Source organism: Porifericola rhodea, assembly GCF_030506305.1.
In the GTDB taxonomy this organism is placed as follows: domain Bacteria; phylum Bacteroidota; class Bacteroidia; order Cytophagales; family Cyclobacteriaceae; genus Catalinimonas; species Catalinimonas rhodea.
This window is the reverse complement of record NZ_CP119421.1, coordinates 2,042,024-2,058,197: the sequence shown is the minus strand read 5'-3', so window position 1 is coordinate 2,058,197 and position 16,174 is coordinate 2,042,024. Positions and strand designations below refer to the sequence as shown.

Below are 16,174 nucleotides of genomic sequence, written 5' to 3'. Positions count from 1 at the left end.
AACGTTTTGACCTTTTCCTTGCAAGAAAGACAATCATCCTTTTCAGCCTTCTCATTAGACAGTTTTCACGCTAACGTTAATATTACTGAAAGAATCGTATTATGACAATAAAATCAACCCTATTTTAAAAAATTTATTAATCATTCAGCATTTCAACTTCTATGATGAATTGTTAATACTTCTTTAGTTCTGCATTTATTACATAAAAAAAGCAGCCCTTTTAGGGCTGCTTAATTAATACCTTATTTTAAAATTCTGGATTTTATGCGCTAGGCTCTAATGAACTTACTTCAGTAGGCACCTTATCTTTTTTCTTGGAATTTTTCTGCCAGAAGAAGAAGATAGTGAATAATACGATTAGTATAGCTGGGAAGGTGATCATTTTCTCCAGAGTCTCTTGTCCGGCAGCCAGTTCAAGAGCATTTCCTGTAAGGCCTTCCGCTACGTACTCAGCACGTGAACTATCTATCCAGCTTCCGATGATAGGCTGCCATATGGATGTAGAGAACATTCCCACCCCACCAATTACAGACATACCTAATGCACTACTCAATGGTACTCGCTGTGCAACAGCACCTACCATTACTGGCCAGAAGTAGCATACACCTAAAGCAAAAACTATTGCCGCTACATATGCCAAAGGCCCCGTAACTACACTAAACATATATACACCAATAGTTGCTATAATAGCGGAACCCAGCAAAACACCTGTTTGACCAAGTTTACCTACTACAGGGCCTGCGAAGAACCTACCTACTGCCATCATACCTGTAGTAAGTGCCAGTATGATCATCGGCTCAGCTCCACTACTACTCATAATAATATTTACCCACTGCTGTGGACCAAATTCAGATATCGCAGTTAAAGACATACACACAAACAGGAAAAGATAAACGGGGGTAAGCATTGCTTTAAAGTTTTCCTTTAATGAGGTAGCGCCTTCTACTTGTGGTTTAGGGAATACTTTACCAAAGAACAATACTGCATATATTACTGTAGGGATCATAATTACCCACATTTGCATCTCCCAACCCATACCAAAATCTGTCATAAATTTAGAAAGCAGCGACCCTAGTACTATACCGCCTGGAAACCACATATGAAAGCGGTTGAGCATCTTATTCATGGTTACACCCGAATACATATCTGCAATTAATGGATTACAGGCAGCTTCGGTACAGCCATTACCAAATCCAATAAATAAGGTAGAAACGAGTAAGCCTGTATAACCTCCTGCATAAATGGTTAAGATGATACCCAATGTATGAGAGATGAAGGCTACTGTCATGATGTTTTTAGGACCAAAGGTATGATATACCAAACCTCCGATAATCATTGAGATAGGGAATCCCAAAAACCACATAGAGTTGATAAAACCTAGTTGTTCAGCAGTAAGGCCAAATTCATTTCCTAATTCAGGAAGTATACCTGCTCTTATTGAAAAAGAGAAAGCAGTTGTGATGAGGGCAAAACAGCTCCCGAAGAACAGAGCGTTTTTATTGATATTTTCATTCATTAGAGTGTAGGTTTAGGTTATTTACGGTTTACTACAATTTATCAAATTCAAGAGATAATTAACAAATTAAATGCTGTAGACTCTACTGCATAATATTTTTTAGCTGATACCTTCCTTACCTACTCAAAAGTAGCAGCATACAAATATTTGCAGTTAGCTCAGTATGGCTCGCATTCTACGCAAAAAATTTGACACTCAATATAAAGCTAAGTACAAAAAATTAAAAACTAAGCGCAATATTATCCTCTAATTACAATCTCTCTAATTGATACGTACTTTTACTTAGCCTCCACTAATGCAAAGTTTAGTCATAAAAAAAGCCGGACCATAGGCCCGGCTTCTCGTACTGTGTACTGGTATTTTTAGTTGCTTCCCTGACTATTGCTAGGAGTAGGGGTAATGCCCATAGCCTCCAGCACTTTATCAGACACATCATTGTCTTCCTGATTTTTTACATATAGCAGTATAGGGTTTCCTGCAATGTTTGAGCTGAATATATGTGTGTATCCGTTTTGCTCAGCTACTTTATCAATATTAGACTGAATTTTTTTGTATACAGGGTCAAGAAGTTCTGCTTCTTTGCGCTGAAGAGAAAGCTGGGCATCCTGCTGATCTTGCTGAATTTGCTGTTGCAAGCCCTGTAATTCTTGCTCTTTTTCTTGGCGAGCCTGCTCAGTCATAGTAGCAGCGCCCTGCTGATACTCCTGATATTGCTGCTGGAAACCCTGCATAGTAGCATTAATTTTGTTCATCAACTGACGCTGGTAGGCCTGTAGTTCTGACTGAATCTGTTTTGCCTCTGGCATTTGGGTGAGGATATACTCAGTATCTACATATCCGATTTTTAGGTTATCCTGTGCCTGTACACCTAGAGTGAACAGCATTAGTACTGCGCTAACAAATAGAGTTTTAAGCTTCATTCTATTTTTATTTATTCAATTAATTACTAAACCAATTATACAAATGATAGAACTAGTAATGATCGTATTTCGCTTATCTTATTACGTCTTCCGAATCACCTAAACCTAATTCATCTAAAACATAGTCCGTATAGTCATGGATAGGGTCGGTATAAATCATCACCATATCTCCAGACTTATCAAATACAATTTGAAGTTTGTGCTGATTCGCCACTTTTTCTACAGCTTCAAACACCTGATCCTGAACTGGTTTTATCAGTTCTTTCTTTTTTAAGTAGAAAAGACCTTCAAAACCAAACACCTTTTGGGTATATTCTTTGAGCTTACCTTCCATTTGATGGATAGTTTCTAGTCGCTCTTTACGCATTTCTTCCGTAAGCAATACCTCTTCTGCCTTAAGTTCGCTATACATCTCATCAATTTCCTGCTGCTTGCCCTGTATCTCAGTTTGCCATTCGGCAGCCAACTGATCTATCTGGGACTGAGCCTCCTGATATTCCGGCATTTTTTCCAGCACAAAATCAGAATTAATATAGCCAAACTTCTGCGCACTGGCAGAATTGCTTATCAAAGTGGCGCACAAAGTTACTAAAAGTAACGGTAAGCCGAATATTTTTTTGTATTTAATCACCATAATATTACATCAAAAGGTGTGCCTTATACATTCTTTTATGTAAATTATCTGATTTGTTGTCCTATACGGAAATGGAATTCCGGTCCGGGAGGACGAACTTCCTGGCCAGGTATAGCCAGTTCGTCGAAGCCATAACCCCAGTCAATTCCCAGCAAACCAAAGGCAGGCATAAAAATACGGGCACCAACACCGGCAGATTTATAAAGATCAAACGGGTTGTACTTATTATATTCTGAGAAGTTGTTACCACCTTCAACAAAGCCTAGTACATATATAGTAGCTGAGGGGTTAGGAGAAATAAGGTAACGCAACTCCAGCGAGTATTTGTTGTAAGCGATACCACCATCTACACCTGTTTCAGGATCTTCGGGCTCTATTCTATTATCTGGGTAACCTCTTAAACCTATCAGCTCCTGCGCCACAATAAACTGTTGGCCTGCCATACCCGCGCCACCCATAGTAAAGCGTTCAAATGGTGAGTTGATACCCGCCCCGTAGGAGCCAAACAAACCAAAGTGCATGTTCATATTCAGCACCAGATTATTGGCAAGTGGCATATAATATTTGGCATCAAACATCCAGCGATGATACTCTAAGAATTTATATCTTTCGTTGGGTTCCATCGTACTATAATCCAGATCTTTGAAGAGCGAATAAGGAGGGGTAAAGCTTGCTTCTAATGAAATAGAAGAACCACTACGAGGGAACATCGGACTATCTATACTATTTCTGGCAATGACATTGGATAACGAAATATTATTGAAACTACCATTTGAGATACCAATACCTAAATTGTAGTTGAACAAGTCGTACTGGCGGAACTGTACTGTATTGCTAATAGTAAAAAAGTCATCCGGCCATTTTACTCTTCTACCTATACCTATGCTGGCATTAGTAATTTTAATTGACTGTTCAATAGAACTGCTACCAAAATAACTAAAACGTGCTGCGCCCGGATTAGAAATGGTGCGAGACAAACCAATAGTCAGGTTCTGAGGTTTTTTACCTCCCAGCCAAGGCTCAGAGAAAGTAGCCGAGTAGCTTTGGAACACTCTACCACTTGACTGTATTCTAAGTGATAATTTTTGTCCATCACCTACAGGAAGCGGACGCCAGCGGTCAAAATGAGGGATATTTCTTACCGAGAAGTTATTAAATACCAAACCAAGTGTTCCTACAAAACCGTAGTAACCTCCCCAACCTCCAGACAGCTCTATCTGGTCGCTAGGTCTTTCTACTAACTTATACTCTATATCTACTGTGCCTTCCGCAGGATTAGGTATTGGGTTGATACCAATTTGCTCTGGATCAAAATAGCCTAACTGAGAAAGTTCACGCTGCGTACGAATAAGATCACTTCTGCTAAATTTTTGCCCAGGCACTGTACGGATTTCACGACGAATTACATGGTCGTTTGTACGATCGTTACCTTTAATAATGATTTTTGAAATGGTAGCTTGTTCACCTTCAAAAACACGCATTTCTACGTCTATAGAGTCTCCTTCTACACTTACCTCTACAGGTTGTACATTAAAGAAGAGGTAACCATTATCCATATATAAAGAGCTCACATCATTACCAGTAGGGTTAAAGTTGAGCCTTTTATTCAGATTTTCCAGATCGTATACATCACCCTTTTGTATTCCCAGTACCCTGGCTAGCGCCTCGTCTTCATATATATAGTTTCCACTCCAGATAATATCGCGGAAATAATAACGCTGTCCTTCGTCTACGGTAATGTCTATATTAATGGTACTCTCACCAGAGCGGTATATACTATCAGAAACAATAGCAGCATCGCGGTAACCTTTAGAATTATAAAAATCTATGATAGCCTGCTTATCAGCCTCATAGTCTGCCTCAATAAATTTAGAGCCATTAAAAAAGTTAAGCTTTACATGCTCATCAAGATACTCTTTAGCCTCTGGAAAGGTAACTGGATCTTTTTGTTTGGTAAGGAAAGTAAAGGCTTTCTTAAACCTGAAATGTACCAGTCTGTCAATTAAATCCTCAACCAGTGTGAAGCGTACTTTTTCATTAGTATTCTTCATTTTGCCTTCAATCTTCTTTTCGCTGAAGACATCATTACCTATAAAGTTGATCCTTTTGATTTTAACCTTATCTTTTTTGTCAACATTGATGTTGAGCACCATGTTGTTGGTTAGTAAGGTATCCATCTCCCGTGTTACATCTACCTCCACATTCAGATAACCTTTATCTACAAAGAAGCTAGACACCGTATTTTTTGCTCTATTTATTAGCGCATCGTCTACTATTTGTCCGCGAATTAGTTTGAGGTCGTCTGTAATTTCAGTTTCCTGGCTGCTGTTAACACCATTGAGGTTAATTTTACTGAGGCGGGGCTTTTCGGCGAGCTCAATGATCAGATGAATTTTGTCACCTTCTATTTTGCTATAAGAAATACTTATATCTCCCAGTATTTTTTGCTTCCACAGCTTTTTGATGGCATCACTTATTTCCGGACCGGGAATGAGTACTCTGTCGCCAACCTCCAGGCCTGAAAGCGAGATGAGTGCATTCTCGTTAAGCACCTTAGCACCAGCTACAGAAATTTCAGCGATTTCGTACTCTTTTGGGTCGGTGTAGTCAACATTCTGGCTTTGCTGAACTTGAGTCCTCCCTCTTCTTCCTAGACCTATCTGAGCACTTGCGGAGTTTATCGCGATGGTTTCTACAGCGATGTAGAATATTGCGGTTAATAGTAAAGGTAGTTTCTTCATTTGAGTGCTAAGATTTCACTTGCTCACTGATTTTGCCAAATCTTCTCTCTCTTTGTTGATAGGCAAGTATAGCTTCGTGTAAATGTTCTCTTCTAAAGTCGGGCCATAATACCGGCGTTACATAGAGCTCAGTATAGGCAATCTGCCAAAGCAGGAAGTTGCTTACCCGCATCTCTCCGCTGGTACGTATTAATAGTTCTGGATCAGGTATATTTTTAGTGCTAAGCAGGCTTTCCCATAGTTCCTGGCTTACCTGGGTAGCGTCAAGCTTACCGCTTTCTACCATTTCGGCCATTTGTTTAGCTGCCTGCAATATCTCCCAGCGACCGCTGTAGTTAAGCGCTAATATTAGAGTTAAACCTGTATTGCCACTGGTAAGTTCGATTGCTTCTTTTAATTTCTGCTTACAGTCGCCAGGCAGGCTATCAATGTCACCTATAGCCGTTAAGCTTACATTATTTTTCATCAGGGTATCTACTTCACTGTTAATTGTAGTTACCAGCAACTGCATCAGGGCTTCAACTTCAATTTTAGGGCGCCCCCAGTTTTCAGTAGAAAATGCATATAGAGTAAGATACTTTACGCCCAGTTCAGCACAGCCTTCCGTAACTTCTCTCACAGCTTCAATAGCATTCTGATGTCCAAACACTCTCGCTGCCCCCTGTTTCTTTGCCCACCGGCCATTTCCGTCCATTATAACGGCAATATGCGCGGGCAAATTGTTATGGTCTAATTTATCTTTCATGCGATCTCTATGCAAATTAGGTTGCAAGTTACAAAATAGGACTATTTTTTTCTACGGAAGCCCAACCTAATTAAACATATAGGGGCAAGGGATGGTATAAAAGGTATAACTGAGGGTAACACCGGCATAGTAGTACCAATCGTTATCGTACTTATTGCCGTATTGATAATCTTTTACTCTCAGGTCACCTTCGGAAGTATTATCTATATAATCAAAGAAAGTTTTTCTTACGCCACCTTCAATAGCTAACTGCCAACGGGGATTTACAATATACTTAAAGCCTACTCCAAAAGGCACTACTAATTGCACATTGCTGTATTCTTCGGTGCTTTCTTCAGAACGGCTGAAAAAGGCTACGCCTGTTCCAATAAAGAAGTAAGGAGTCCACCGAAGCAGATTAATGTTTTCTTTATAGTCCAAAAAGTGGTACTCCATGACCGCAGAGAGTTCTACTACACCTCTGCTAAAGCTGGTATCTCTCATTTGAGCTTGAACATCATATGGAGTTTCATCATCTCCGTATAGCCAGCCTCCGGTAAACCCACCTCTCAGGCTAACAGCATCACTTATGTTTCTTCTATAATGCAAATTTAGACCTGGCTGAAAGTTTTTTGCTTTGATTTGGCGAGCAAGGTCCCCCGTATAGTTGAAAGCCCCTAAACCAAAACCTACCTCATTCTTTTGCGCAAAAGCGGATGTTTCGCAAAGCAGAAACATTAAAATTAATAGCCCTGCCCAACATTTACTTTTATTCGGCATCACAAACTGATCAGGGTAAAACAAGTGAATTTATTTATTTAGTAATTGATTTATTTTAATAACTCGGTAAAAACAGATTTGGTATACTGCGGTAGGTAAAATAGCAAAAAAGGCTACATTTTAGTGTAGCCCTTGTAATTTATCTGCGTCTGAACCCTGACCTCTTGAAAGGGCTCGGACCTATCATAAAAACTGCCCTGATGGTAGTTGTTACAAATATATCATTATCATTCGGGTCTCCTCTTTTTGCTCCCGCTTGTCCGTAACCGGGTAAATGCACATAGGTCTGCCCATCTGCACCGGTGTAGCTAGGTAAGTTACTGGTGTTTACTTTTTCACTGTTTACCAATGCATCAAATCTATTATCACCAGAAACTACCTCAACCTGCTCCAGAGAGCGATCTGACATGACTTTGGCTAACTCACTACTTAAAGTTCCTTTGTCTACGAAGTCAGTACTAACATCGTCCAGATAATCGGTAAACAGAAAGCGATAGTTGAATTCAGCTTCAAGGTCTAGTACCTGATTTACTCTAAACCTAACACCGGCACCTACAGGCACGCTAAAGCTAAAGTTGCTATAGCTCTTACCTTCAGTTTGTAAGTCTTTAAGTGCTACCCACTCACCAGCCTCAGGCACACTCCTGGCCTCTCCGTAAACATAAGACTCCTCAGGCACTAAGCCTTTAGGATTATGATGAAATGCCGCCAAACCTGCAAAAACATAAGGGGTAAAGTTTAACCTCATGATAACAGAGTAGGGGTTTTCAAATATATCGTAAATACCAACTACAGAAAGTTCTTTGATATTGTTTCTGAACTGTAAATTCCGTGCATAGCGATATATAGCGTCACCATCATTTGGATCTGAAACTTCGTAATCGTTACTACTCAGCCTTCCGTACATAAAAGCGGCTCTTACTGCTAATGAAGAGCCTAACCTTACACTGGAAGAAATACCTATACCAGGTCTGGTAAAGGCAATATCAGTACTTAACAAACTACTTTTAGGAGCAATGTCTCCAAAATAGTTAAGGGCATTTAGGGAAACACCCAGGGTAAGGTACTGTTTGGCATTTGCGAAAACCAGCTTGTCTCCACGAAATTTTGCCATTCGGCTGTTCTGACTACGGTATTGTCTTTTTCTACGTCTATCCTGTGCATCAGCCTCTTGAGCATACACAAACAGGAAAATAAAGAGCAGACAGGTTAGTTTATAAATTTTTTGCATTTGAATATGCTTTAGCACTTGATCCAAACTTAAACTGTTAGATACAGTAATTTACTCTGAAGGCAAACTCTATCAAAATTAATTTCTTACATCTAACCCCCAGTTGAGTTTTTGCCGCAGAGTATTTAAGAAGTCATTGTCACTAAATTTAACCAGCTTTACTTTATGACTACTCTTCTGGAGTGTTAACTCAGTAGAGGTATTAATTGTGTAAGACCTTGAATCCAAAGATAATAAAAAGTTTTCACTCCTACTTTCTACTTTTAAGGTGATCACACTATCGTCAGAAACCACTAAAGGACGCACCGTAAGGTTGTGAGGACTTACTGGCGTAATTATCAGGTTGCTTGATTGTGGAGATACTACCGGACCACCACAGCTTAATGAGTAACCTGTAGAACCTGTAGGTGTTGATACGATTAACCCATCTGCCCAATAAGAGTTTAAAAACATGCCATCTATATAGGCATGTACAATTATCATAGAAGAGGTATCTTTTTTGATGACCGTAAACTCATTAAGGGCAAAGTTGAGACCTTCTGCTATCGGTGTTTTGGCCTCTACCTTCAGCAAAGTGCGGTGATCATTATAAAACTCTTGCCTGCAAAGCAGGTCTATTGCCTCTTCAATATGATCCTGCGCTACAGTAGCCAAAAAGCCCAGCCTCCCGGTATTGACTCCTAAGATTGGTATTTCGCTCTTACCAACGTGTGTTACTGTTTCCAGCAAGGTACCATCTCCACCAATACTAATGCTATAGTCTACCTGAGGAACTCCTTCGAAACTTTTGTAGGCCTGGCAAGCACTTAGGCTTATTGTAGTATGTTTAAGAAGATTAAAAAGTATATCAGAAATGTAAATTTCTACCTGTTTGCTATTCAGGGTATCCAGCAAAATTTTTATGTAAGGAAGGCTATCTTGGTTCACTTTCCTTCCATGAATAGCAATTTTCATAGGTTTGTTAGGCGTTCTTTAGAACCAAAGGTAAGAAAACAGATATTAAATACTGAGGTATTTCATAAGAGCATCTAATCTTTCTTTTTCGTAAGAAACCATATTTTCTTCCTGTATTACTCGTACCACCTGATAGTTGAACCTTTTAAGAGTGGCAATAATATGAGTTACGTTCTTTTTATCCAGCTTGAAAGTGACGTTAATTAGGGTATCATCTTTTTCGTCACTGTTTAAAAAGCAGCCCATTACTTTAGCATTTTCTGCCTCTATCAGCCGAGTAATCTCAGCGAGGGAGTAGTCTATATGTTTTAATGATAGCTCTATAATACTTCCACTAGACTGTACCGCTATTGTTTTAGCAAAATTTTGCACCAAATCTTCTGCGGTAATTACACCGAGAAAATTCTCTTCGCTATCCAACACTGCCACCAATCCATTCTGACATTCGCTTGCAACTTTTACTACTTCGTAAAAATGCTGCTCTTGCCTTACACTGCATCCGTTGGTAATGAGCGGATAGTCACCCAAAGTAGGTTTATCAAATATGTCATCGTACAAAGCATCTTCGTGGATAAATCCACGAAAGTGCTCTTCTTCCAATACCGGCAGCATAGACAACCTATAGTCGTCCATTAGTGAAGAAGCACGCGCTATATCATCACTAACTTTGAGTGCAGGTATAATAGGGTTTATGAGGTCTTTAGCAATCATACTAATGTTTTTTCTTCTAGAAACGCTTCCAGAATTGCGTTGAACTTTTCTGGGTTCTCCATCATAGGAGCATGGCAGCATTTGTCAATAAACCGCAGCTTAGAGTTTGGTATCAGACGATTGAAGTCATGCGCTACCAGCGGGGGAGTAATCGTATCATTAAGACCCCAGACTAAAAGCGTAGGCACTTTAATTTTATGTAATTCATTTGCCAAATTATGTCGCTGAGCTGACTTTGCAATACCCACAATAGCCATACATTTAGAGATGCTGGTTGTGGTTTCAAATACTTCGTCTATGTACTCTTTGGTAACCGTAGCCGGATCGTAAAAAGTATACTCAACGCGTTCTTTAATATAGGCATAGCTTCCTCTTTTTGGAAAAGAACCACCCATTGAATTTTCAAATAATCCAGAGCTACCCGTAAGAATAAGCCTATCTACTTTCTCCTGATTATTAATGGTATATATTAATGCAATATGGCCACCCAAAGAATTACCCATGATGGTCATATGGTTAAGCTCCATCTCATCAACGAACCTTTCTAGAAAACGGGTCAGTCCAATTACCCCTTCTTTTCTGGAAGACTTTTCATATACAGGCAGTAGCGGGATCATCACCCGATAACTTTCAGAAAATTTATTGACTACATCATCCCAGTTACTCAGCGCGCCAAACAGCCCGTGTAACAACACCATCACTTCGCCTTCTCCTTCGTCCAGGTACTTAAACCCATTTCTATTATGTACTGTAAATGCCATTGATAGCAGTTTATTAATTTACCGGTTCAATTAAATTAGATTTTTCAAATTTAAGCGTTAAATGTAATAAAGATATTCACTTATGTACTATTAACGCTGTGCTGATAGGTAGTGTTAACAATTATAATTTTTTTAACCCATTTTACTGCACTACCACTCAATTTCAGAAAAGATTTCCTGTATTTTTCTGATCATTTCGGCTACTATGGGCGACCACTCGCTTAAGTTATTAAAAACATAAGGAGCTACACTTTTTACATTATTGTAAACTACGTTGTTTTCTTCTCCTTCGGGCAGGCCGAGTTGTGCAGCATCCAGTACCCATAAAACCACACTGACTCCCAGTGCCCATTTAAGCATCCCTAAAAGGGCTCCACCAATACCATCAATAAAGCCTATAGGTGTTAGGTCTATAGCTAACTTTATCAATCTTCCTGCCAAAGAAATAACTATGACAATAGCGATAAATATAAGAAAAAACGAAAATACAGGTAGTAGTTCAGACTGGGTATCAAAAGTTTCTGAAAGAAATGTAATGCCCTGAGGCATCCATTGTACAGCTCCTATTACTCCTGCTACAAGAGCTATAATGCCTACTACCTCTCTCAACAAACCTTTTTGAAAACCTCGGTAAGCACCTGCCAGTAGAATTACCAGTATTACAAAGTCCCAAATGCTCAATATATTGCTGGTTAGTTAAGTAACTGTTTTACTAAGTTAGAGATCTGCTTACCATCTGCACGCCCGGCTAGTTCGGAGGTAGCTCTTCCCATCACTTTGCCCATATCTTTCATGCCGCTGGCGCCTTCTTCGGCAATAATTTTTTCTAATACCTGTTTAACTTCATCCTCAGTCATAGGCTTAGGCAAATAACGCTCAATAATCTCTAACTCTGTTTTTTCTTTGGCAGCCAGGTCATCTCTACCCTGCTCATTAAAAGTTTCCAGCGACTCTTTTCTTTGTTTGGCCGCTTTAGTAAGAAGCTTCATTTCGTCAGCTTCTGTAATTTCAGGTCCTCCTCCTTTTTCTGTTTCTGCTAACAAAATTAACGATTTGATGCTTCTTAAAGTACGCAGTACATCCTGGTCTTTATCTCGCATGGCCTGCTTTATATCCTGATCTATTTGTGATTTCAAACTCATAGTGAAAACAGTTTGGATTGATAATAATTTTATAAATTGGAGGCAATTTACACAAAACAGCAGCAATGACGAAGCTTAGCGTTAATATCAACAAGATCGCCACGCTTAGAAATTCCCGTGGGGGTAATAATCCAGATTTAGTAAAGGTGGCATTGGATGCGGAGCGCTTTGGGGCACAGGGTATTACTGTACACCCCCGCCCTGACGAAAGACATATTCGCCGAGCAGATGTGTTTGACCTTAAAAAGGCTATTAGCACTGAATTTAACATTGAGGGCTACCCCGACGAGCGATACATGAATATTATCGCGGAAGCTCGTCCTGCACAAGCAACCCTGGTTCCTGACCCCCCTGAAGCTATTACTTCAAACGCAGGCTGGGATACATTTAAAGAGAAAGATTTTTTGGTAGAAGTAATTCGTGAGCTAAAAAGTTTTGGCGTTCGCACCTCTATTTTTATAGACCCCGACCCCAAGATGGCAGAGGGAGCCGCAGCCATTGGCTGTGACAGGGTAGAACTTTATACAGAAAGCTACGCTAAAGGTTACCACAAAGACAAAGAGAAAGCTGTAGCACCATATGTGGCTACTGCAGAAAAGGCTCATGAGCTAGGGTTGGAGCTCAACGCAGGCCATGACCTGGACCTGGATAACTTAAAGTATTTAAAAGAAAGGATACCTTTTTTAGACGAGGTATCCATTGGTCATGCTTTAATTTGTGATGCCCTTTATTTAGGACTGGAAAACACTATTCAGCTGTACTTAAGGCAATTAACTTAGTCTTTTTTGAGGCTAAGTTGCCATCTCCAAGCATCTTTCAGCGCATCAGCAAGGCTTAGCTCAGCCTTCCAGTTGAGTTCAGTATTGGCATAGTCTACATTGGCATATACCTTTTCTACATCACCAGCTCTTCTGGGGCCAATTGTATAGTTAAGTTTAATATCATTAACGTCTTCAAACGTATTGATTACGTCAAGTACTGTACTTCCGGTGCCCGTACCAATATTAAATACATTATAAGTACTAGCTTCTGATTTTTTACCCAGATAATTCAGAGCACTTACATGAGCTTTTGCCAGGTCTACTACATGAATGTAGTCGCGCAGACATGTACCATCATGTGTGTTATAATCGTTTCCAAAGACTGTCAGTTTTTCTCTGATACCTGCAGCAGTCTGGGTTACAAATGGCACCAAGTTGTTAGGTACACCTAATGGCAGTTCACCAATTTGAGCAGAAACATGTGCCCCAATAGGGTTAAAATAGCGCAGTGCCACCACATTTACCGGCATTTCACTGTTAACACAGTCTTCTAAAATTTCTTCACAAATTTGTTTGGTATTTCCATAAGGGGATTCCGCTGGTTTTTTAGGGCTTTCTTCTGTAACCGGAAGTTTATCTGGCTGACCATATACGGTGCAAGAGGAGGAAAATACAATATGATGGATATTGTGCTCTACCATCAACTCTAGCAAGGTTAGCAAGCTATCAGTATTGTTCCTGTAATACTTGAGTGGTTTTTTTACAGATTCGCCTACGGCCTTATATGCCGCAAAATGGATTAAACCTACGATATCAGACTCCTGAGCAATAACTCCTTTCATAAAGTCATGATCAGCACAGTCTCCTTCGTACACTGTTACTTTACGTTCAAGAATGGTCTCTATTCCCTGAATAGCAGATTTTTCTGCGTTTACAAAATTATCTACTATAATAGGTTCATAGCCTGCATTTACCAGTTCAACAACAGTATGAGAGCCGATATAGCCGGCTCCACCTGTTACAATAACTTTTGAAGAGTGCTTAGACATCTTCTTCGCGGTTTTTATAGAAGTCGTAAGTAATTTTTAAGCCATCAGCTCTGGATACTTTAGGCTCCCAGCCCAAAATCTCTTTAGCCTTAGTAATATCTGGCTGACGCTGCATAGGGTCATCCTGAGGAAGCGGCTTGTAAATTATCTTTTGGTCTGTCCCCGTAAGTTTGATAATTTCTTCAGCAAAATCTTTGATAGATATTTCATCAGGATTACCAATATTTACAGGATAAGGGTAGTCGCTTAGTAATAGACGGTATATGCCTTCTACCAAATCATCTACATAACAGAATGAACGCGTTTGAGAGCCATCTCCAAAAACAGTAAGATCTTCACCCCTAAGCGCCTGCCCCAAGAAGGCAGGAAGTGCTCTACCATCATTCAGGCGCATGCGAGGGCCATAGGTATTAAAAATACGGATGATTCTGGTCTCCAGTTTATGATAAGTATGGTAAGCCATAGTAATAGCTTCCTGGAAACGCTTAGCTTCATCATAGACTCCTCTTGGGCCTATAGGGTTTACATTACCCCAGTAGCTTTCCTGCTGAGGGTGTACAGTAGGATCACCGTAAACTTCTGAAGTAGAAGCTACCAGTATTCTGGCTCCTTTTGCTCTTGCCAGCCCCAAACAATTATGTGTTCCCAGAGAACCCACTTTCAGGGTCTGAATAGGCATTTTTAAATAGTCTATTGGGCTTGCAGGTGAAGCAAAATGAAGAATATAATCCAGCTCACCCGGAATATGAACATAATTTGAGACATCACAATGAAAGAACTCAAAGTCCTCTCTATGCATCAGATGTTCAATATTTTTGAGGTTACCAGTAATTAGGTTGTCCATTGCGATTACATAATATCCTTCCTTAAGAAAGCGATCGCAAAGATGGGAGCCGAGAAAGCCGGCTCCACCAGTGATGAGAATTCTTTTTTTAGCCATTAATATCTTTTCTTCCTATACTATAATATGAATATTCAAGTTCAGCCATTGCCACAGGGTCGTAGAGGTTTCTTCCGTCAAAGATAACCTTACCATTTACAATGGAGCTCAGTTTAGCAAAATCAGGCGTTCTAAAGATAGGCCACTCTGTCATGATAAAAATAGCATCAGCCTGTTCAGCAGCATGATACTCATCTACACAGAACTCAATTTTATCACCTACTATTTCCCTTACATTCTTCATCCCTTCAGGGTCATAGGCCTTTATTTTTGCTCCCTCTGCCAGCAGCGCATCTATATTATACAGCGCAGGAGCCTCACGAATATCGTCAGTATAAGGCTTAAATGAAAGCCCCCACATAGCAAAGGTTTTTCCTTTAAGATCGCCGTTAAAATGTTGCTTAGCTTTTTCTATCAATCTGGTCTTTTGAGACTGATTAATGTCCATTACAGCATTCAAAATTTTGAAGTCGTATTTTGCTTCACTAGACGATTTAGCTAAAGCCTGAACATCTTTCGGGAAACAACTTCCGCCATAACCAATACCGGCAAACAGGAAGCGCTTTCCAATACGGGTATCAGTACCAATTCCTTTACGAACCATGTCTACATCTGCACCAAGTTTTTCGCAGAGGTTAGCAATTTCGTTCATAAATGTAATTTTGGTAGCCAGGAAAGAGTTAGCAGCATACTTTGTTAGCTCAGCAGAGGCCTCATCCATAAATATGATAGGGTTACCCTGTCTTACCAGAGGAGCATAAAGCTTTTCCATAATTTCTTGTGCCTTCTCGGATTGCGTACCGATTACAACACGGTCAGGTTTCATAAAGTCTTCAACAGCCACACCTTCACGTAAAAACTCAGGGTTTGATACTACATCAAAATCTACTTTGGCTTTTACAGCAATCTTGGCGCGTACTTTTTCGGCTGTTCCTACTGGTACAGTACTCTTATCTACCACTACAGCATACTCTTCAAGCAACTCTCCTAAGTCGTCTGCTACTTTTAACACATACTTAAGGTCTGCGGAACCATCTTCTCCGGGAGGGGTGGGCAAGGCTAAAAAGATAACTTTAGCTCCTTCTATACCTTCTTTAAGGTTAGTAGTGAAGTGAAGTCTACCTTGTTTTACGTTACGCTCAAAAAGTGTTTCCAAGCCTGGTTCATAGATAGGCACTTCGCCATTTCTTAGTTTGGCAACTTTTTTTTCATCAATGTCAACACAGGTTACAGTATTACCTGTTTCAGCAAAACAGGTTCCTGTCACTAATCCGACATAACCAGTACCTACTACTGCTATTTTCATATTG

Annotated in this window: 16 protein-coding genes; 1 reads left to right on the top strand and 15 read right to left on the bottom strand. The window is 39.9% G+C overall.

Annotated features, from left to right (window positions below; all coding sequences use genetic code 11):
* Positions 1–262: 262 nt before the first annotated feature.
* The 12 genes from PZB74_RS08460 to PZB74_RS08405 form a co-directional block, all read right to left on the bottom strand.
* A complete protein-coding gene (locus PZB74_RS08460; protein WP_302242114.1) occupies positions 263–1,516 on the bottom strand; it encodes an MFS transporter in 1,254 nt (417 codons plus the stop codon).
* Positions 1,517–1,878: 362 nt separating this feature from the next.
* On the bottom strand, positions 1,879–2,436 hold the full coding sequence (locus PZB74_RS08455) for an OmpH/Skp family outer membrane protein (protein WP_302242113.1): 558 nt from the start codon (positions 2,434–2,436) through the stop codon (positions 1,879–1,881).
* Positions 2,437–2,509: 73 nt separating this feature from the next.
* Positions 2,510–3,007 carry an OmpH/Skp family outer membrane protein gene (locus PZB74_RS08450; protein ID WP_302242112.1) on the bottom strand — a complete coding sequence of 166 codons (498 nt, stop codon included), beginning with the start codon at positions 3,005–3,007 and terminating at the stop codon, positions 2,510–2,512.
* Between the two features lie 107 nt (positions 3,008–3,114).
* A complete protein-coding gene (locus PZB74_RS08445; protein ID WP_302242111.1) occupies positions 3,115–5,811 on the bottom strand; it encodes a BamA/OMP85 family outer membrane protein in 2,697 nt (898 codons plus the stop codon).
* 7 nt (positions 5,812–5,818) lie between these two features.
* Positions 5,819–6,556, bottom strand: coding sequence for an undecaprenyl pyrophosphate synthase (gene uppS / locus PZB74_RS08440; RefSeq protein WP_302242110.1), 738 nt, complete (start codon positions 6,554–6,556; stop codon positions 5,819–5,821).
* A 66-nt stretch (positions 6,557–6,622) separates the two neighbouring features.
* On the bottom strand, positions 6,623–7,315 hold the full coding sequence (gene porG, locus PZB74_RS08435; protein WP_302242108.1) for a type IX secretion system protein PorG: 693 nt from the start codon (positions 7,313–7,315) through the stop codon (positions 6,623–6,625).
* A 139-nt stretch (positions 7,316–7,454) separates the two neighbouring features.
* Positions 7,455–8,546, bottom strand: coding sequence for a DUF6089 family protein (locus tag PZB74_RS08430; RefSeq protein WP_302242105.1), 1,092 nt, complete (start codon positions 8,544–8,546; stop codon positions 7,455–7,457).
* 78 nt (positions 8,547–8,624) lie between these two features.
* Positions 8,625–9,500, bottom strand: a complete 876-nt coding sequence (locus tag PZB74_RS08425; protein WP_302242104.1) for an NAD kinase — start codon at positions 9,498–9,500, stop codon at positions 8,625–8,627.
* A gap of 45 nt (positions 9,501–9,545) precedes the next feature.
* Entirely contained in the window at positions 9,546–10,211 is a 666-nt protein-coding gene (locus PZB74_RS08420) for a CBS domain-containing protein (RefSeq protein WP_302242102.1), read from the bottom strand.
* Positions 10,208–10,972: an alpha/beta fold hydrolase gene (locus PZB74_RS08415; protein ID WP_302242101.1), complete on the bottom strand. Its 765-nt coding sequence runs from the start codon at positions 10,970–10,972 to the stop codon at positions 10,208–10,210. The genes PZB74_RS08420 and PZB74_RS08415 overlap by 4 nt, the downstream gene beginning before the upstream one ends.
* Positions 10,973–11,122: 150 nt before the next feature.
* Positions 11,123–11,653 carry a CvpA family protein gene (locus PZB74_RS08410; RefSeq protein WP_302242100.1) on the bottom strand — a complete coding sequence of 177 codons (531 nt, stop codon included), beginning with the start codon at positions 11,651–11,653 and terminating at the stop codon, positions 11,123–11,125.
* Positions 11,654–11,664: 11 nt separating this feature from the next.
* On the bottom strand, positions 11,665–12,114 hold the full coding sequence (locus PZB74_RS08405; RefSeq protein ID WP_302242099.1) for a GatB/YqeY domain-containing protein: 450 nt from the start codon (positions 12,112–12,114) through the stop codon (positions 11,665–11,667).
* Positions 12,115–12,179: 65 nt separating this feature from the next.
* On the opposite strand from PZB74_RS08405, the gene PZB74_RS08400 reads away from it, so the two are divergent.
* Positions 12,180–12,893 carry a pyridoxine 5'-phosphate synthase gene (locus PZB74_RS08400; protein WP_302242098.1) on the top strand — a complete coding sequence of 238 codons (714 nt, stop codon included), beginning with the start codon at positions 12,180–12,182 and terminating at the stop codon, positions 12,891–12,893.
* On the opposite strand, the gene galE is transcribed toward PZB74_RS08400, so the two are convergent.
* From galE to PZB74_RS08385, 3 genes are read right to left on the bottom strand one after another with little or no spacing between them, the layout of a single operon-like run.
* Positions 12,890–13,924: a UDP-glucose 4-epimerase GalE gene (galE, locus tag PZB74_RS08395; RefSeq protein ID WP_302242097.1), complete on the bottom strand. Its 1,035-nt coding sequence runs from the start codon at positions 13,922–13,924 to the stop codon at positions 12,890–12,892. The genes PZB74_RS08400 and galE overlap by 4 nt on opposite strands.
* On the bottom strand, positions 13,917–14,864 hold the full coding sequence (locus PZB74_RS08390) for a UDP-glucuronic acid decarboxylase family protein (protein WP_302242096.1): 948 nt from the start codon (positions 14,862–14,864) through the stop codon (positions 13,917–13,919). The genes galE and PZB74_RS08390 overlap by 8 nt, the downstream gene beginning before the upstream one ends.
* A complete protein-coding gene (locus tag PZB74_RS08385) occupies positions 14,857–16,170 on the bottom strand; it encodes a UDP-glucose dehydrogenase family protein (protein ID WP_302242095.1) in 1,314 nt (437 codons plus the stop codon). Before PZB74_RS08385 ends, PZB74_RS08390 begins: the two co-directional genes overlap by 8 nt.
* Positions 16,171–16,174: the final 4 nt, after the last annotated feature.